This is a genomic window from Streptomyces sp. BBFR25 (assembly GCF_044590125.1).
GTDB classification, from domain to species: Bacteria; Actinomycetota; Actinomycetes; order Streptomycetales; family Streptomycetaceae; genus Streptomyces; species Streptomyces canus_D.
The window spans coordinates 1612363-1630193 of the sequence record NZ_CP172447.1 but is presented as its reverse complement, the minus strand read 5'-3'; the positions used below and the strand labels follow the sequence as shown (position 1 = coordinate 1630193).

The 17831-nt window shown below is 73.8% G+C and carries 18 protein-coding genes; 11 read left to right on the top strand and 7 right to left on the bottom strand.

The features are described from left to right. Positions 1-97: 97 nt before the first annotated feature. Both ACGH52_RS07310 and ACGH52_RS07305 read left to right on the top strand, forming a co-directional pair. Positions 98-1615, top strand: coding sequence for a glutamate-cysteine ligase family protein (locus tag ACGH52_RS07310; protein ID WP_076973365.1), 1518 nt, complete (start codon positions 98-100; stop codon positions 1613-1615). A gap of 81 nt (positions 1616-1696) precedes the next feature. Continuing rightward, the gene (locus ACGH52_RS07305; RefSeq protein WP_121700514.1) at positions 1697-2524 is read left to right on the top strand and encodes a CPBP family intramembrane glutamic endopeptidase; all 828 of its coding nucleotides are present in this window, start codon (positions 1697-1699) and stop codon (positions 2522-2524) included. A gap of 28 nt (positions 2525-2552) precedes the next feature. Here ACGH52_RS07305 and ACGH52_RS07300 read toward each other — a convergent pair whose 3' ends face one another. After that, positions 2553-3362 (bottom strand): PhzF family phenazine biosynthesis protein, encoded by an 810-nt coding sequence (locus tag ACGH52_RS07300; protein WP_210976968.1) that lies wholly within the window; start codon positions 3360-3362, stop codon positions 2553-2555. A gap of 153 nt (positions 3363-3515) precedes the next feature. On the opposite strand from ACGH52_RS07300, the gene ACGH52_RS07295 reads away from it, so the two are divergent. Continuing rightward, the gene (locus ACGH52_RS07295) at positions 3516-4178 is read left to right on the top strand and encodes a PadR family transcriptional regulator (RefSeq protein ID WP_399938259.1); all 663 of its coding nucleotides are present in this window, start codon (positions 3516-3518) and stop codon (positions 4176-4178) included. Between the two features lie 96 nt (positions 4179-4274). On the opposite strand, the gene ACGH52_RS07290 is transcribed toward ACGH52_RS07295, so the two are convergent. Then, entirely contained in the window at positions 4275-4442 is a 168-nt protein-coding gene (locus ACGH52_RS07290) for a hypothetical protein (RefSeq protein ID WP_076973362.1), read from the bottom strand. 218 nt (positions 4443-4660) lie between these two features. Here ACGH52_RS07290 and ACGH52_RS07285 point away from each other — a divergent pair, with 218 nt between their 5' ends. From ACGH52_RS07285 to ACGH52_RS07275, 3 genes are all read left to right on the top strand, one after another. After that, positions 4661-5200 carry a Clp protease N-terminal domain-containing protein gene (locus ACGH52_RS07285; RefSeq protein WP_059297714.1) on the top strand — a complete coding sequence of 180 codons (540 nt, stop codon included), beginning with the start codon at positions 4661-4663 and terminating at the stop codon, positions 5198-5200. A 99-nt stretch (positions 5201-5299) separates the two neighbouring features. Further along, positions 5300-6304, top strand: a complete 1005-nt coding sequence (locus tag ACGH52_RS07280) for a DMT family transporter (protein ID WP_076973361.1) — start codon at positions 5300-5302, stop codon at positions 6302-6304. A 186-nt stretch (positions 6305-6490) separates the two neighbouring features. Further along, positions 6491-7441, top strand: a complete 951-nt coding sequence (locus ACGH52_RS07275) for a DMT family transporter (protein WP_076973360.1) — start codon at positions 6491-6493, stop codon at positions 7439-7441. 99 nt (positions 7442-7540) lie between these two features. Here the strand turns inward: ACGH52_RS07275 and ACGH52_RS07270 are convergent, their stop codons facing one another. After that, positions 7541-8227, bottom strand: a complete 687-nt coding sequence (locus tag ACGH52_RS07270) for a pyridoxamine 5'-phosphate oxidase family protein (protein WP_076973359.1) — start codon at positions 8225-8227, stop codon at positions 7541-7543. A 35-nt stretch (positions 8228-8262) separates the two neighbouring features. On the opposite strand from ACGH52_RS07270, the gene ACGH52_RS07265 reads away from it, so the two are divergent. Beyond that, a complete protein-coding gene (locus ACGH52_RS07265; RefSeq protein ID WP_076973358.1) occupies positions 8263-9600 on the top strand; it encodes an aminotransferase class I/II-fold pyridoxal phosphate-dependent enzyme in 1338 nt (445 codons plus the stop codon). Positions 9601-9639: 39 nt separating this feature from the next. Here ACGH52_RS07265 and ACGH52_RS07260 read toward each other — a convergent pair whose 3' ends face one another. Continuing rightward, positions 9640-10665: a DMT family transporter gene (locus ACGH52_RS07260; RefSeq protein ID WP_121702761.1), complete on the bottom strand. Its 1026-nt coding sequence runs from the start codon at positions 10663-10665 to the stop codon at positions 9640-9642. Positions 10666-10739: 74 nt separating this feature from the next. Between ACGH52_RS07260 and ACGH52_RS07255 the strand changes: the two genes are divergently transcribed. Beyond that, positions 10740-11651, top strand: coding sequence for a LysR family transcriptional regulator (locus ACGH52_RS07255; RefSeq protein ID WP_076973356.1), 912 nt, complete (start codon positions 10740-10742; stop codon positions 11649-11651). Between the two features lie 47 nt (positions 11652-11698). Here the strand turns inward: ACGH52_RS07255 and ACGH52_RS07250 are convergent, their stop codons facing one another. After that, positions 11699-12166: a pyridoxamine 5'-phosphate oxidase family protein gene (locus ACGH52_RS07250; protein WP_399938255.1), complete on the bottom strand. Its 468-nt coding sequence runs from the start codon at positions 12164-12166 to the stop codon at positions 11699-11701. Further along, entirely contained in the window at positions 12163-12660 is a 498-nt protein-coding gene (locus tag ACGH52_RS07245) for a Rieske (2Fe-2S) protein (protein WP_059297706.1), read from the bottom strand. The genes ACGH52_RS07250 and ACGH52_RS07245 overlap by 4 nt, the downstream gene beginning before the upstream one ends. A 320-nt stretch (positions 12661-12980) precedes the next feature. Here ACGH52_RS07245 and ACGH52_RS07240 point away from each other — a divergent pair, with 320 nt between their 5' ends. Then, complete coding sequence (locus ACGH52_RS07240) at positions 12981-14588, top strand: S8 family peptidase (RefSeq protein WP_399938253.1); 1608 nt, start codon at positions 12981-12983, stop codon at positions 14586-14588. Positions 14589-14631: 43 nt separating this feature from the next. Next, positions 14632-15180, top strand: a complete 549-nt coding sequence (locus ACGH52_RS07235; RefSeq protein ID WP_076973354.1) for a hypothetical protein — start codon at positions 14632-14634, stop codon at positions 15178-15180. A 56-nt stretch (positions 15181-15236) separates the two neighbouring features. Here ACGH52_RS07235 and ACGH52_RS07230 read toward each other — a convergent pair whose 3' ends face one another. Beyond that, positions 15237-16220 carry a helix-turn-helix transcriptional regulator gene (locus ACGH52_RS07230; RefSeq protein WP_171987044.1) on the bottom strand — a complete coding sequence of 328 codons (984 nt, stop codon included), beginning with the start codon at positions 16218-16220 and terminating at the stop codon, positions 15237-15239. Between the two features lie 172 nt (positions 16221-16392). On the opposite strand from ACGH52_RS07230, the gene ACGH52_RS07225 reads away from it, so the two are divergent. Next, positions 16393-17805, top strand: a complete 1413-nt coding sequence (locus ACGH52_RS07225) for an aminopeptidase P family protein (RefSeq protein WP_399938250.1) — start codon at positions 16393-16395, stop codon at positions 17803-17805. Positions 17806-17831 lie beyond the last annotated feature (26 nt).

Genomic DNA, 17831 nt, shown 5'->3' with positions numbered 1-17831 from the left:
GTTATCGATCGCTTCGGCGGGGCATCATCCCACCTGACCGGCCACCGGACGGCGGCGGCCGGATCTTCCACTCATCGCTCCGAGAAGGGACTCTTCCATGGGGGAGAAGGTCGTGGCAGGTCAGTACGACCTGTCCGATCGCCAGCGCTACCGCGAGAAGCTCCAGCGGTGCCTGACGGGCCTGGAGCGACTTCTGGCGGAGAAGCGGTTCGACCGCCCGAAGAACCTGATGGGGCTGGAGATCGAATTGAATCTCGTCGGTGCCGACGGGATGCCGAAAATGTTGAATGCGCAAGTCCTTGAGCGCATCGCGAGCCGGGACTTCCAGACCGAGCTCGCCATGTTCAACCTGGAAGTCAACATCGCTCCCCACCGCCTCGGCGGCCGGGTATTCGACCGGCTCGCCGAGGAGATCCGAACCTCCTTGGCATATGCGGACCGCAAGGCGGGCGAGGTGGACGCGGGAATCGCGATGATCGGCATTCTGCCGACGCTGGACCGGGACGACCTGGTCTCCTCCAACCTCTCCGCCGTCGACCGCTACGCCCTGCTCAACGAACAGATCGTGGCCGCCCGCGGGGAGGACTTCACCCTCGACATCGAGGGCGTCGAACGTCTGACCTGCACCTCCAAGTCGATCGCCCCCGAGGCCGCCTGCACCTCGGTGCAACTCCACCTCCAGGTCACCCCGGACCGCTTCGCCGACGTGTGGAACGCGGCCCAGGCGGTGACCGCCGCCCAGATCGCCCTCGGCGCCAACGCGCCCTTCCTCTTCGGCCGCGAACTGTGGCGCGAGTCCCGGCCCCCGCTGTTCCAGCAGTCCACCGACACCCGCCCGCCCGAACTGCAGGCCCAGGGCGTCCGGCCGCGCACCTGGTTCGGCGAGCGCTGGGTGACCTCGGCGTACGACCTCTTCGAGGAGAACCGGCGCTACTTCCCGGCACTGCTGCCGATCTGCGACGACGAGGACCCGCTGGAGGTGCTGGACGCGGGCGGTGTGCCCTCGCTCTCCGAACTCGTCCTGCACAACGGCACCGTCTACCGCTGGAACCGCCCCGTCTACGACATCGCCGACGGCGTCCCGCACCTGCGCGTCGAGAACCGCGTCCTGCCCGCCGGCCCCACCGTCACCGACGTCATCGCCAACGCGGCCTTCTACTACGGCGTCGTGCGCGCGCTCGCCGAGGAGCCCCGGCCGGTGTGGACCCGGCTGCCGTTCGAGGCCGCCGCCGCCAACTTCGAGGCCGCGTGCCGCCACGGCATCGACGCCCGCTTCGAGTGGCCCCGGCGCGGTCGCCTCGGCGGCACCACCGAGGTCGACGCCGCCGTCCTCGTACGCGACGAACTGCTGCCGCTCGCCGCGGCCGGTCTCGACGCGTGGGGGGTGGAGCCCGCCGACCGGGACTTCTACCTCGGTGTGATCGAGGAGCGGTGCCGACGCCGGGTCAACGGAGCGTCCTGGCAGGCGGCCACCTTCCACCGGGCGCTGGAGGCGGGTCTGTCCCGGGAGGCCGCGCTGGCCGCCACGACCCGCCGCTACGTCGAGCTGATGCGCGAGGGCGACCCGGTGCACCTGTGGCCGGTGGGCCTGCCGGAACCGGCCCCGCTGAGCTGACCGCCGCCCGGCCCGCCCCCGCCGCGCGCCGCCCCATACTGATCGGGCAAGCTGTGACGTCCCAGCTGGAGGCAGGTGTGCATGGCGGAGGCGGGCCCGGTGGACGACGCGTTCCCTCAGAAGCGACTCGGCGAACAGCCCTTGGCCGAGGAGCGGCTCTCACGGCGGATCCTGCGTGACGAGACGCTGCTCGTCCTCGCGCTGTCGCTCGGTGCGAGCGGCGTGTCCGCGCTCATCAGCTTCATCGGCTCGGTCACCCGGCCGGGCGGGCTCAAGGACCAGGCGGCCACCCTCAACGCCTCCGCCGCACCGGGCCGCCCCTGGCTCGACCTGGCCTGGCAGCTCTTCGGGATCACCACCGCACTGGTCCCGGTCGCCCTCGTCGCGCACTTCCTGCTGCGCGAGGGTCGCAGCCTGCGCAGCCTCGGCTTCGACCGCACCCGTCCGTGGCCGGACCTCGGCCGCGGGGCCGCCGTCGCCGCCGTCATCGGCAGCACCGGCATCGCCTTCTACCTCGCCGCCCGCGGCCTCGGCTTCAACCTCACCGTGGTGCCCGAGGCCCTGCCCGAGGTGTGGTGGAAGTACCCCGTCCTCATCCTCTCGGCGGTGCAGAACTCCGTCCTGGAGGAGGTCATCGTCGTCGGCTACCTGCTGCGCAGGCTGGACCAGCTCGGCTGGAGCACGGGCGCGTCGCTGGCGGCCAGCTCGGTGCTGCGCGGCTCGTACCACCTGTACCAGGGCATCGGCGGGTTCATCGGCAACATGGTGATGGGCGTCGTCTTCGTCTACCTCTACCGCCGCTGGGGGCGCGTGGGACCGCTGGTCGTGGCGCACTCGCTGCTCGACATCGGGGCCTTCGTCGGTTACGGGCTGCTCGCCGGGAACGTGGACTGGCTGCCGACGGCGTGACCGCCGGGAGCCGCGTCCCTTCGCGAGGTCAGGCCAGCAGTTCGCCGTCGATCACCGTCACCGCGTGTCCGCTCAGCAGCGTGCGCTCTCCGCGCACCTGTGTGCGCACCAGGCCGGAGCGGGACGACGCCTGGAGGCCGGTGAGGTCGGGGCGGCCGAGACGCTCGGACCAGAACGGCGCCAGGGCCGTGTGGGCGCTGCCGGTGACCGGGTCCTCGTCGACGCCGACGTTGGGGAAGAAGCAGCGGGAGACGTAGTCGTAGCCGCGGGCCGGGTCCTCGGCGCGGGCGGTGGCGATGACGCCGCGCTCGGAGTGGGCGGCCAGCGCCTTGAGGTCCGGCTTCAGTCCGCGGACGGTTTTTTCGTCGGCGACCTCGACCAGCAGGTCCCCGATGCCCGGCCCGGTGTCCAGGACGGTACGGGGCTCGGCGCCCAGGGCCGCGGCGACGCCCGCCGGGGTCGCGACCGGGGTGAGCGGCGCGGTCGGGAAGTCCAGGGTGATCGAGCCGTCCTCGCGGGGCGTCGCCACCAGGACGCCGCTGCGGGTGGCGAACCGCACGGGTCCCTCGTGCGCGCCGGTGGTGTGCAGGACGTGGGCCGTGGCGAGGGTGGCGTGGCCGCACATCGCGACCTCGGTGGCCGGAGTGAACCAGCGCAGCGCCCAGTCGGCCTCGCCGCCCGCCGCCAGCGGGTGGGCGAACGCCGTCTCGGAGTGGTTGACCTCCAGGGCGACCCGCTGGAGCCGGTCGTCGTCCGGGAAGGAGTCGAGGAGCAGGACCCCGGCGGGGTTGCCGGCGAACGGCCGGTCGGTGAAGGCGTCGACGATTCGGATGCGCATGCCCCGACGCTAGGGCCTGCCGGGGGCAGCGGACCAAGGCCAATTCCGGAGCGCTGGACCGGTTTCCGGGCACCGAGGGGGCTTGCCGCGCGATACGTTCCGATATATCGTTGAGGCATCGCGACTGATCAACGACTGAATGGAGTGATCGTGATGCACAACCACGGATACGAGCGTGGACATGGTGGACACGGCCCCGGGCGCGGAGAGGGCGGTCCCTTCGGAGCCTTCGGCCGCGGCGGGTTCGAAGGGCGGCGCGCGGCGTTCGGTCCCTTCGGGCCGGGCGGTCCCGGCGGCGGCCCCGGCGGCCCCTTCGGGCCGGGCTTCGGTCACGGGGGGGCCTGGGGCGGCCGAGGGCGCGGCGGGCCCAGGGGGAGGGCACGGCGCGGCGACGTGCGGGCCTCGATCCTGGCCCTGCTGAAGGACCGGCCGATGCACGGCTACGAGATGATCCAGGAGATCGCCGAGCGCAGCGGCGGGGCGTGGAAGCCCAGCCCCGGTTCGGTGTACCCCACCCTCCAGCTGCTGGAGGACGAGGGGCTGATCGCCAGTGAGAGCGAGGGCGGCAAGAAGCTCTTCGCGCTCACCGAGACGGGCCGCACCGCCGCCGAGGAGGGCCCGGAGGCGCCCTGGGAGGAGGCCTCGCGGGGTGTCGACTGGGAGGCGCTCAACGACGTCCGGCAGGCCGGTTTCGGACTGATGGAGGCCTTCGGCCAGGTGTGGAAGACCGGCAGCAAGGAGCAGCGGGAGAAAGCGCTCGCCGTCATCGGCGACGCCCGCAAGAAGCTGTACCTGATCCTCGCCGACGAGGACTGACAGCCGACGAGGACTGACACCGACCGAAATGATGGGGCTCCGCGGAGAGGATCCGCGGGGCCCCTTCGTGTGCGGTGCGGTGTCCGCGGGGGGCGTTCAGTCCACCCGTCGTATCACCGCCGCGTCGAAGACGTCCCACGCGCGCGGGAAGGCGCTCTCCTCGTGGCAGTGCCAGGCGTCCCAGAACAGGTCGGCGAGCAGCGCCTCCGCGGGGGCGTCCACCCGGTACACGTACTGCCTGCCGTCGACGGCGGGCAGTGCCACGAGCCAGCACCTGCTCCTCATGCCCTGTCCGACCCGCGAGGCGGCCTTTCGGTTGCCCCCAGGAGGCGCGGCAAGGCGGCGCGCACCCCATCGGCCGGAACGACCTGATCTCATCCCCAAGGAGGAGATTCCGCCCGGCCGGGTCCACTCTGTGTGGGACGACGAAATGCTTCCCTTCGGGGATGACCGGGCCCCGCGGGACTGATGTGCTGGGAGATGTGCAACCCCGTATCCCCCGGCAGTCGGCCGGCGAGCAAGGCGGCCGGTGCCCGGACGGCACCGACCTCGAGGACAGGTTCAGCGCGGAACTGGCCTCGGCGGTCTCCGGTGCCCGCCGCCGGGCGGTGCGGGACGGGGACCGGCAGATCGACACCGCCCACCTGCTGCACTCGCTGCTGGAGTGCGACGCGCAGGCCCGTGAGCTGCTCGGGGACGGACCACGGATCGTCCGCGTCCTCGGCTACCTCGTGCAGCGCAGCATCGGTTACGGCCTGCGTTGGCAGAGCTCCGTCGAGGACTCCGGCGCCGTGCCCGTCGTGACCGGCGTCGCCGGGTTCTCCCCGCCCGCCGCGGCGGCCCTGGAGGACGCCTGCGCCCGGGCGGCCGGGCGCGGGGCCGTGCGGGCCGGTGGCGTGGACCTGCTGGCCGCCCTGGTCGCGGAACCACGGACGCGGGCCGCCGAGGTGCTGGCCCGAGCCGCCGTCGAGCCGCACACCGTGCTCGCCCGCGTCGAGAGCCATGTCGAGCCGACACCCTGAGCGCCCGTCCCGTCGCGCCCGCCACGGGCGCCACCCCGCCGTCCAGTCGGTGAGACAGGTGTCATCGGGGGTGACGGTCATGTCGACCCCTGTCATCATGTGCCGGTGCATACGACTGACAGCGCCCGCGGCAACCGCGGCAAGGGCACCGGGCTCGGCCTGGCACTGGCCTCCGCGGTCGCCTTCGGCGGCTCCGGAGTCGCGGCCAAACCGCTGATCGAGGCCGGACTCGACCCGCTCCACGTGGTCTGGCTGCGGGTGGCCGGCGCGGCCCTGGTGATGCTGCCGCTCGCGGTGCGCCACCGCGCGCTGCTGCGCCGCCGCCCCGCCCTCGTCGCCGGGTACGGCCTGTTCGCCGTGGCCGGTGTCCAGGCCTGCTACTTCGCCGCCATCTCCCGTATCCCGGTGGGCGTCGCGCTGCTCGTCGAGTACCTGGCGCCCGCCCTGGTCCTCGGCTGGGTGCGGTTCGTGCAGCGGCGGCCGGTCACACGGGCCGCCGCGCTCGGCGTGGTCCTGGCGGTCGGCGGCCTCGCCTGCGTGGTCGAGGTCTGGTCGGGACTCGGCTTCGACGCCCTCGGACTGCTGCTCGCCCTCGGCGCCGCCTGTTGCCAGGTCGGCTACTTCGTCCTGTCCGACCAGGGCAGCGACGCCGGTGAGGAGGCGCCCGACCCGCTCGGCGTCATCGCCTACGGGCTGCTCGTCGGCGCCGCCGTGCTCACCCTCGTCGCCCGGCCCTGGTCGATGGACTGGTCGGTCCTCGGCGGCACCGCACCCATGGACGGCACACCCGTCGCCGCCGCCCTGCTGCTGGCCTGGATCGTGCTCATCGCCACCGTGCTCGCCTACGTCACCGGCATCGTCGCCGTACGCCGACTGTCGCCGCAGGTCGCCGGGGTCGTGGCCTGCCTCGAAGCGGTCATCGCGACCGTCCTGGCCTGGGTGCTGCTCGGTGAGCACCTCTCCGCCCCGCAGATCATCGGCGGCGGCGTCGTGCTGGCCGGAGCCTTCATCGCCCAGTCCTCGACCCCGGCCAAGGGCTCCGCGGACCCGGTGGCCAGCGGCGGGCCCGAAAGGGAGTTGTCGAGCCGAGGGACGGCGACCTAGGGTGCGGACCATGCATTCCGACGCACTCGTCCTCCCGCCTCCGGCCGCCTGAGGCGGGCCCCTTGACGAGCCCGGCGCGCTGTCGCCGGGCCGGATGGTGCTGCCCGCAGACGAAGGTCCCCGCGTCCCGGTCGTTCCGGGCCGCTCCGAACTTCCGCGCCTCGTGCGCGTCTGCGGAGAGAACTCGTGTCGAATGCCGTCTCCGGCCTGCCCGTCGGGCGTGGCCTCCTGTATCTGATCGTCGCCGGTGTCGCCTGGGGCACCGCCGGTGCCGCCGCCTCACTGGTCTACCGCGCCAGCGACATGGGCCCGGTCGCCCTGTCGTTCTGGCGCTGCGCGGTGGGGCTCCTCCTGTTGCTCGCCGTCCACCCGCTGCGCCCGCGGGTGCGCCCGGCCGTCCGCGTACCGTTCGCCCGCAAGGCGCTGCGCGCCCTCGTGACCGGTATCGGGCTCGCGGTGTTCCAGACCGCCTACTTCGCCGCCGTGCAGTCCACCGGGCTCGCCGTGGCCACGGTCGTCACCCTCGGCGCGGGCCCCGTGCTGATCGCCCTCGGCGCGCGCCTCGCCCTCGGTGAACACCTGGGGGCGGGCGGTGCCGCGGCGGTCGTCGGCGCGCTCGCCGGGCTCGTGGTGCTCGTCCTCGGCGGCGGGGGTACGACCGTCCGCCTGTCGGGTGTGCTCCTCGCGCTGCTGTCCGCCGCCGGGTACTCGGTGATGACGCTGCTCACCCGCCGGTGGGGCCGGGACGGCGGGGCGGACGCGGCCGGTACCTCCGTGGGGGCGTTCGCCGTCACGAGCCTGTGCCTGCTGCCGCTCGCGCTGGTCGAGGGCCTGGTGCCGCACACCGCCGAACCGGTCCGGCTCCTGTGGCTCCTCGCGTACGTCGCCGCCGTCCCGACCGCGCTCGCCTACGGGCTCTACTTCGCCGGTGCGGCCGTCGTCCGGTCCGCGACCGTCTCCGTGATCATGCTCCTCGAGCCGGTCAGCGCCGCGGCGCTCGCCGTCCTGCTGCTCGGCGAGCACCTCACGGCGGCGACCCTGGCGGGCACACTGCTGATGCTCGGCTCGGTCGCGGGGCTCGCGGTGGCGGAGACGCGGGCGGCGCGGGAGGCGCGGACGCGGCCCGCGCCCGCGTGACGGCGGGGCCCGCGTGACGGCGGGGCCCGCGTGACGGCGGGGCCCGCGTGACGGCGGGGCCCCTCCCGAGGGGCCTCGCGCCTCCCGCGCGGGCCGGTGTCACCCGGCCGACAGGTAGTCGGGCAGCCCGGTGCCGGGCGCCAGGGCCGGGTCGGCGACCGGGGCCGCGTACCCCTTGCGCAACGGGACGAGACCGGCCCAGTGCGGGAGGGCCAGGTCCTCCGGCTCGTCGTTCACCCCGCCGGTGCGGAGCTTGGCGGAGACCTCGTCCAGGTCGAGGCGGATGACGGCGGTGGCGGCCAGCTCCTTCTTGTTGGCCGGCCGCGAGTCGCGGGAACGGCCCGGGACGACGTGGTCGACCAGGGCGTCCAGGGCCGTGCGCCGCTCCTCGGGGTCCGTCACCTCGTACGCCGTGCCGTGCACCACCACCGACCGGTAGTTGATGGAGTGGTGGAAGGCCGAGCGGGCCAGCACCAGCGCGTCCACGTGCGTCACCGTCAGGCAGACCGGCAGCCCCGGGTCGGCCGCGCCCGTCATCCGCAGCGGGCGCGAGCCCGTCGAGCCGTGCACGTAGAGCCGCTCGCCCACCCGGCCGTACAGCGTCGGCAGGACCACCGGGGCGCCGTCGCGCACGAAGCCGAGGTGGCAGACGTAGCCCTCGTCGAGTATCGAGTGCACCAGCTCCTTGTCGTACGCGGCCCGCTCGGGGGAGCGGGTGGGGACGGTGCGGTCGGTGGGCGGGTAGGTGTCGGCGGGCCGCGACGGCGTCCCCGTGGTCCCCTGCATGGCGCTCTCCATTGCACTAGTGCATAATTGTCTTTGTGCTAGGAGAGTATCGGATCACAGGGCGGGGCGCAGCGGAGATTTCCGCGAGCGTCGAGCGGGCGGTCGGCTCGGGGGAGCTGCGACCGGGACAACCCCTGCCGCCGATGCGGGAGTTGGCCGAGCGCCTCGGGGTCAACCCGAACACCGTCGCCGCCGCCTACCGCACCCTGCGCGAACGCGGGGTCATCGAGACGGCCGGGCGGCGCGGCAGCCGGGTGCGCGCGAAGCCGGCCACCACCGGGCGGGAGTTCATCCGCGTCGACGTGCCCGCGGGCGTGCGCGACGTCTCCGACGGCAATCCGGACCCGGCGCTGCTGCCCGCGCTGGGCCCGGTCTTCGCCGCGGCGGCCGGACAGGGCGACCGCGAACCGGTGCTCTACGGGCACGCGCCCGTGGACCCGGAGCTGGCCCGCGTCGCGCGGGCCGAACTGGACGCGGACGGTGTGCCGGACGGGCCCGTGGCGGTGACGTCCGGCTCGCTGGACGCGATGGAGCGGGTCCTCGCGGCCCACCTCAAACCCGGGGACGCCGTCGCCGTCGAGGATCCCGGCTGGGGCAGCCTCCTGGACCTGGTGCCCGCGCTCGGCCTGCGTACCGTCCCCGTCTCGGTCGACGACCAGGGGCCGCTGCCCGAGGACGTACGCCGGGTCCTCGCGGCCGGTGCCCGCGCCCTGGTGGTCACGGACCGCGCGCAGAACCCGACGGGAGCCGCGGTGGGCCCGGCCCGCGCGCGTGCCCTGCGGTCCGTCCTGCGCGACCACCCGGAGACACTCCTCATCGAGGACGACCACGGCCACGGCATCGTCGACCTCCCCCTGCACCCCCTCGCGGGCACGACCCGCAGCTGGGCCTTCGTCCGCTCCGCCGCCAAGGCCTGCGGCCCCGACCTGCGGCTCGCGGTGCTCACCGGGGACCCCCTCACGCTCGACCGGGTGCGCGGGCGGCAGCGGCTCGGCCCCGGCTGGGTCAGCCGCATCACCCAGCGGGCCGTGGCCCGGCTCTGGGCCGACGGCGCGGTGGACGCCCGCGCGGTGGCGGGGGTGTACGGGCGGCGCAGGGACGCGCTCCTCGGCGCCCTCGCCGAGCACGGGATCACCGGACACGGCCGCAGCGGCATGAACGTGTGGATCCCGGTGCCGGACGAGACCGGCGCCGTCGCCCGGCTCCTGCACGCGGGCTGGGCCGTGGCCCCCGGCGCCCGCTTCCGCCTGGGCGCGCCGCCCGGCATCCGGATCACCGTCTCGACGCTGGGGGAGGAGGACGCCGGGCCGCTGGCGGCGGCGGTCGCCGCGGCGGTGGGGCCGGGGGAGGGACCGCCACGCAGCTACGTCTGAGCGACTTTCCTCAGACGTGGCTCCGCGCGCCCCCGCACCTCAGACCCGCGAGCCTTCACGTGCCCCGGGAGACGTCCGCGGTGACGGTGCGGGCGCGGTGCCGCCCCGGTCGGTCCGGTCGGCCCGGTGGGCCCCGTCGGTCCTGTTGGCCCTGGGGCGGGACTGGGTCAGTGCCGCGCCGGCGAGGACGACGGCCGCGCCGACCGGTGTCGACCAGGACAGCGACTCGCCGAGGAGCGCGACGCCCGCGGCCGTGGCGATGACCGGGGTGAAGTACGTGACCATCTGGGCCGTCGTCGGGCCGACCTCGGCGACCAGGTCGTACTGGATCAGGAAGGCGAGCCCGGTGCCGAGGACGCCCAGGGCCGCGACCGCCAGCACGGGGAGCACCGGGAAACCGGTCGGCACCGAGGTGAACACCGGCGTCACGACGGCCAGTTGCAGCGTGGCCAGACCCAGCTGGGCGCCGGTCAGCGACAGATGGGAGTGGCTGGACCCGGCCAGGGTGCGGCGGACGTAGATCCAGCCGACCGGGTAGCTGAACGACGCCAGCAGGGCCAGCGCCGTGCCCGTGACGTCGAGGCCGTGGAAGCCCTGCCAGACGCCGAGCACCGTCAGGACGCCGAGAAAGCCGACGCCGAGACCGGCCACCCGGCGTCGCGTCGGGCGGTCCTCGGACAGGGCGACCAGTGACAGGGCCATGCCCCACAGCGGCGAGGTCGCGTTGCAGATGCCCGCGAGCGACGACGGGATCGTCAGCTCCGAGAAGGCGAACAGGGAGAACGGCAGCGCGTTGAGGAGGAACCCGGCCACCGTCAGGTGCACCCACGTCCACGCCCCGCGCGGGAGCCGCTCCCGCTTCACCGCCATCGCCGCGGCCACCACCGCCGTACCGAACGCCAGACGGCCGAGCGTCACCTGGAACGGGGCGAAGCTCTCGGTGCCCACCTTCATGAAGAGGAAGCTGAAACCCCAGACGAGGGAGAGGAACCCGAAGCGCAGCCGCCAGTCGAGGACGCGGCGGGCCGGGGAGGGGACGGAGGGGGACGGGGCGCTGCTGCTCATGCAGGCAACGATGAGGCAGTCGTCCTCGTAGCACAATCGAGATTTCGCACCGGGTATCTCGTAGTATCGCTTACATGTTGAACCTGGAGCGCCTGCGGACCCTCGACGCCCTCGCCCGGCACGGATCGGTCAGCGGTGCCGCGGCCGGACTGCACATCACCACCTCGGCCGTCTCCCAGCAGATGGCCAAGCTGGAGCGCGAGGCCGGTCAGCGGCTCCTCGCGAAGAACGGACGCGGCGTGCGCCTCACGGACGCCGGCCGGCTGCTCGCCGAGCACGCGGCCCGCATCCTCTCCCAGGTCGAGCTGGCCCAGGCCGACCTGGAGGCGCAGCGCGGGCAGGTGGCGGGCGAACTGAGGCTGTCCGCGTTCCCGACGGCCGCCCGCGGACTCTTCCCCGCCGCGCTGGCCGCCCTGCGCACCGAGCACCCCGCGCTGCGCATCCGCTCCTCGGAGCTGGAACCGGAGCGCGGCATCAACGGCGTGGTCCGCGGCGACCTGGACCTGGCCGTCGTGCTCGACTGGTACAACAAGCCGATGCCGCTGCCCGACGGCCTGATCAAGGCGCCGCTCCTGGACGACCCCGCCGATGTCGCCATGCCCGTCGGCCACCGGCTCGCCGGCCGGGACGAGGTGGACCTCGCCGAGTTCGCCGAGGACGAGTGGATCACCTGGGGCGAGGGCGAGTTCTGCCACGAGTGGCTGATGTTCACGCTGCGTTCGAGGGGCATCGAGCCCATCGTCGGCCACCGCGCCGCCGAGACCCACACCCAGCTCGGGCTGGTCGCCGCGGGGCTCGGCGTGTGTGTCGCGCCCCTGCTCGGGCGCCATCCGATGCCCGCCGCGGTGGTCACCGTGCCGCTGAAGCAGCGGGTGCGTCGGCACGTGTACGTGGTCTGGCGCGCGGACGCCGACCGCCGCCCGTCGATCCGGGCGGCGGTGGACGCGCTGCGGGCGACGGCGCGGGAGGTGGGCGAAGTCGGTTGAACGGCGGGCGGGGATGCCGGGGCTACCCGGCATCCCCGCCCGTCGGGCTACCCGGACGCCAGCTTGCGGAAGTCCCAGGAGACGACCTTCTCCGGCGTCAGCCGCAGCCAGGCGTGCCGGCCGTCGTGCGGCATCTCGTGGAGGCCGAAGTTCTTGCGGGCGAACAGCGTCTCCGGGAAGTCGAGTTCGGCCCACAGCTCACCGGTGCGCGGTGCCTCGCCCACGAACTCCACCCGGCCGGACAGCTCCGCGCCCCGCAACTCGTCGTACTCCTCACCGGCGTCGACGACGACCGCCACCCGCGGATCGCGCCGCAGGTCCGTCCAGCGCCGGCTGCGCACGACCGAGTAGAGCCACATCGAGGCACCGTCCCAGACGAACCAGAGGGTGCTCACGTGCGGGTCGCCACCGGCCGAGACGGTGGCGACCCGGCAGGTGCGCTGGGTGGTGAGGAACGCCTCCAGCTCGCCGGGGGTCATCATGATCCGGCGCCCCCGGCGCTGCGTCACGGTCATCCGGCCAGCCGGATCGAGTCCCCGCTGACCGTGATCTGCACGGCGGGCAGGGGCTTGGGCGCGGGACCGCCCTGCACGCTGCCGTCGGTGATCGAGAAGCTGCTGTTGTGGCAGGGGCAGTTGATGAGACCGTCGGCCACGCTCTTCACGGCGCAGCCCTGATGGGTGCAGGTGGCGGAGAACGCCTTGAAGTCGCCCGCCGCGGGCTGGGTCACCACCACCTTCTGGTCGGGGAAGACCTTCCCGCCGCCCTCGGGGATGTCGGCCGTCGCCGCGAGGGCGGCCCCGGCCCCTGCGTTCTCACCGCCGCCCGAACCGCTGCCGCCCCCCTCCTGGGAGGGGCTGCCGGAGGGAGCCGTGCCGGTGTCGCCGGACGCGTCGTCGTCCGAGCCCGAGCAGGCGGCCAGCACGGCGGTGAGTCCCGCCGCCCCGGCCGCCGCCACGACGGTTCGACGGGCCGGTCCCGCTGCCGGATGAAACGGTGCGCTGGTCATGCTGGGGTCCCTTCCGGGGTGGGTGCGTGATGATCTGCCGAGAGGTACGGCCCCGCGGCACGTGTTGTTCAGAACCGGCAGCCGCCCACGGCCGACCGGCCGCCGGGCCACCACGTGTGGAACTCCACGAGCCGTACCGTGCGCCGTAATTACTTGCGTGTACGTGCCGGTGCCACCCGGATAGGCGGGCGCCGGGCCGGTGCCTAGGTTCCCTTCCACGAGACACCGTCGCACCGATCCGCGCCCCGGGAGGCGTGGATGGCGTGAAAGGTGGCTCGAACCCCGACATGTCATGCGCACGACACCCCACGGAGATGCTCATGGAACGCATGAAGTTCGACGGCCGTGCCGTACGGGGGCTGCTCGCCGCCGGTGCCGCGTCCGCCCTGCTCGTAGGCGCCGCGGCCACCACCGGCGCAGCGGCCCCCGTACCGCCCGACGACGGGGGCCGCGTCGTCGGTGCCGACCGCGCCGGAGCGGTCGAGGGCTCCTACATCGTCACGCTCGAGAACGACGTCCCCAGAGCCGACATACCGGCCTCCGCCAAGGCGCTGGCCAAGCGCCACGGGGGCAGCCTGCGCTACACCTACACCACCGCCCTGCGCGGCTTCGCGGTGAACATGACGGAGCAGCGGGCCGAGGAACTCGCCGCCGACCCGTCGGTCGCCCGCGTCGAGGCCGACGCCGTGGCCTACGCGGTCGGCACCCAGCCCAACCCGCCCTCCTGGGGCCTGGACCGCGTCGACCAGCGCGACCTGCCGGTCGACCGTTCCTACACCTATCCCGATGGCGCCTCGGACGTCACCGCCTACGTCGTCGACACCGGAGTCCGCCTCGGCCACCGCGACTTCGGCGGCCGCGCGGTCAGCGGCTACGACTTCATCGACGACGACTCCAACGCCTCCGACTGCCAGGGCCACGGCACCCACGTGGCGGGCACCGTCGGCGGCACCGCCCACGGCGTCGCCAAGGACGTCCGGCTCGTCAGCGTCCGGGTGCTCAACTGCCAGGGCACCTCGGGCAACACCTGGGCGCCGGTGCTCGCGGGCATCGACTGGGTCACCAGGAACGCCGACGGCCCCTCGGTGGCCAACATGAGCATCGGCGGCGGCCGGACCCAGTCCGTCAACGACGCCGTCGACGCCTCCGTCGCCTCCGGCGTCACCTGGGTGGTCGCGGCCGGCAACAACAACGCCGACGCCTGCTCGTACTCGCCCTCGTCCACCCCGGCGGCCGTCACCGTCGGTGCCACCGACAGCCGTGACGCCCGCGCCACCGGCTGGTCGAACGGACAGGGCTCCAACTACGGCTCCTGCCTGGACATCTTCGCCCCCGGCGACGACATCGTCTCCACCTCCAACGCGGGCGACTCCGCCTCCCGCGTCGACAGCGGCACCTCGATGGCCTCCCCGCACGTCGCCGGTGCCGCCGCGCTCCTGCTGTCCGCCCACCCGGACTGGTCCCCCGCCCAGGTTCGCGACCGGCTCGTCGCGGACGCCACGTCCGGCAAGGTCACCGACCCCCGCAACGGGTCCCCCAACCGCCTGCTGTTCACCGGCACCGGCGACACCCCGCCCCCGGACGGCGAGCGGTTCGAGAACACCGACGACCACCCGATCCGGGACGGGGCCACCGTCGAGTCGCCCCTCACGGTCACCGGCACCAGCGGCAACGCCCCGGCCGACCTCTCCGTCGCCGTGGACATCCGCCACACCTACCGCGGCGACCTCCGGGTCGAGCTGGTCGCCCCCGACGGCGGTGTCTTCCGGCTGAAGGACTACGCCGCCAACGACGGCGCCGACGACGTCCGGGGCACGTTCGCCGTCGACGCCTCCGGCAAGGCCGCGAACGGCACCTGGAAGCTCCGGGTGAGCGACAACTGGGTCAACGACACCGGCTACGTCAACGCCTGGTCGCTCCAGTTCTGAGCGCCGCCCGCCCTCCTCACCCCCCCACATGAAAGGACCCGACATGTCCGTGCTCAAACGGGGCGCCGGAGCGCTCCTGGCCTCCCTCCTGCTGGCGGCCCTGCCCTTCACCGCCGAGGCGGCCGAGACGTCGGCCACCACCCCCGCCGTGCCCGCCGCGTCGGCCGAGGCCACCGCCGCGACCGGGGTCGTCGCCCTCACCGGCGACCGGGCCGGGGACCGGGCGACCGCGCGGCCGCCGAAGCAGCCCGCGAGCGCCGCACAGGCGAGCTGGTACTACCACATCACCGCCTCCTGCCGGGGCTACGAGAACGCCATCACCGCCGGTGCCGACTACTGGGGAGGCGGTGTCCGCACCGCCTCCAGCGGCACCCCGGTCTCCTGCACCAACGGCTACGTGGCGGGCTGCGGCATATCCAACGCCGTCGGCTGCAACTGGAACTACGGCGGCCGTATCGCCCTGTCCACCATGGTGCGCGACTTCGCCCTGCTCTCCGCGCACGAGTTCGGGCACAACTGGTACGACCACAGCGCCGTGGGCTGCGCGAGCTGGAACAGCGCCTACGACGTCATGAAGACGCAGATGTGCTGACGACCGCGTCGACGACCCCCGTCCGGGACCGGGCGGGGGTCACGGCCGGGGCGGGATCACAGCCAGCCCGCGCGCTGCGCCTGCAGGGCCAGCTGGAAGCGGTTCGCGGCACCGAGGCGGGCCATGAGGACCTGGAGGCGGCGGAACAGCGTACGGCGGCTGATGCCCAGCTCGCGGGCGGTCACCTCGTCGGTCGCGCCGCCGGCCAGGAGCCGCAGCAGACGCCGGTCGGCCGGCGCGAGCCCGGCGGGACGGGGCGCGAGACCGTGCAGCGGGACGGCGTCGCGCCAGGTCTGCTCGAACAGGGCCGTCAGCGCGGAGAGCAGACCGCAGGGCTGCACCACCAGCATGGTGTTGTGCACGTCGACGTCCCTGATCGACAACGACACCAGTGCGTACGCCTCGTCGATGATCAGCAGCTTGACCGGCACCGACGGCAGCACCCTGGCCTGCTCACCCGCCTCGACGCAGGGTTCGATGACGTGCTCCAGCTGGCCGGGCCGCTCCAGCGCCTCGCGGGCGTACACGACCCGCTGCGTCACCCCGCGGGCCAGCGTCGCGAGGGCGTCGTCGGTCGCGCCCGGCAGGTGGACGTAGGGCGGGGACTCGAACTGCCGGATCTGCTCGCGGGCACTGGCCCACGCCTGACGCATCCTCGGACCGATGTCCTCCCCGGTGACGACTTCGACGAGGTCGTCGTTGTAGGCGGCGAGCCGTCGGCGCCGGAACGACTCGAACGCGCCTCCGACGGCGACGCGCGACTCCTCCAGCTCGGCCGCCCGGTGCCGGGCGAGGACCTCCAGGCCCGCCGCGGGCGGCACCGGGGCCACCATGTCCCCGCCCCCGGCCGCGGCACTGGCCAGACCGGCCTCCGCCAGAGTGGCGTACGCCGCGGTGAGCCGGGCCCCGCTCAGGCCGGTCGCCGCGCCGATCGCCGCCAGCGGCGCGGGGGACAGCTCCAGGAGGGCCAGATACACCCGGCGGGCCGTGGGGTCGAGCCCCAGTACGCGGAGGGACTCGCCGAGTTTCTCGTTCGCCATGAGTCGATTATCGGCCCGACCGGTCCCGTGGTGGCCGATCGGTGCCACTGGCACTCCTGGGCCCCGGAGCCCGTCCCGGGGCGGTACCGTCCGTGCCGCCGCGGGCACGGACCCGCGGCGGCGGGGCCCGCGTACCGGCCCCCCGGCAGCCCAACGGAAGAAGGTGCACGACGTGGCGAACCGTCGGAAGAACAGCCTGTACCCGAAGCTCTCGGCGGAGCTGTCCGCCCTGATGCGCACGGGCTGGGCGGACACGGAGCGGCACGACCTCACGCCCGCCGAACAGGCCCCGTACGCGGCCCGGCGCCGTGCGGCCCTCTCCGCGCGGTTCCCCGGCGAACGACTGGTGGTCCCCTCGGGCAACCTCAAGGTCCGCTCGAACGACGACACCTACCCCTTCCGCCCGTACTCCGGCTACGTGCACATGACCGGGGACCAGGCCCGGGACGGAGCCCTGGTGCTCGAGCCCCGCGCGGACGGCGGACACGACGCCTACTGCTACCAACTGCCCCGGGACAGCCGGGACAACGACGAGTTCTGGACCGGCGCCCACGCCGAACTGTGGACCGGCCGACGCCGCTCGCTGGCCGAGTCGGAGCGCGTGCTCGGCCTGCCGTGCCGCGACGTGCGCGCCGCTGCCGCCGACCTGGCGGCCGTCCAGGGCGTGCCGACCCGGATCGTGCGCGGTGTCGACCCGGCCCTGGAGGCGGCCGTCACCACCGACGTCGAGCGGGACGACGAGCTGGAGGACGCCCTCAGCGACCTGCGCCTGGTCAAGGACGCCTGGGAACTCGGGGAGCTGCGCAAGGCCGTGGACTCCACGGTGCGCGGCTTCACCGACGTCGTGGGTGAGCTGTCCCGGGCGGTCGCCTCCTCGGAGCGCTGGCTGGAGGGCACCTTCTTCCGCCGGGCGCGCCTGGAGGGCAACGCGGTCGGCTACGGCACGATCTGCGCCGCCGGCGAGCACGCCACGATCATGCACTGGACGGACAACGACGGCCCGGTCCGCCCGGGGGACCTGCTGCTCCTGGACGCGGGTGTGGAGACGCGCTCCCTCTACACCGCCGACGTCACCCGCACCCTGCCGATCAGCGGCACCTTCACGCCGCTTCAGCGCGAGGTCTACGACGCGGTGTACGAGGCCCAGGAGGCCGGGATCGCGACGGTCAAACCGGGCGCCGCGTACCGCGACTTCCACGAGGCGGCCCAGCGGCACCTGACGGCGCGGCTGGTGGAGTGGGGCTTCATCGAGGGCCCCGTCGAGCGGGCGTACGAGCTGGGTCTGCAGCGCCGCTTCACCATGGCCGGTACCGGTCACATGCTGGGCCTGGACGTCCACGACTGCGCGCGGGCCCGCACGGAGGAGTACGTGGACGGCCTGCTGGAGCCCGGCATGTGCCTGACCGTCGAACCGGGCCTGTACTTCCAGGCGGACGACCTGACCGTTCCCGAGGAGTGGCGCGGCATCGGCGTCCGGATCGAGGACGACCTGGTCGTCACCGACGACGGCCACGAGAACCTCTCGGCGGGACTGCCCCGCGGCGCGGACGAGGTCGAGGCCTGGATGGCCCGCTTCGCGGGCTGAGCCCGCGGCACGGACGAAGCGGCAGG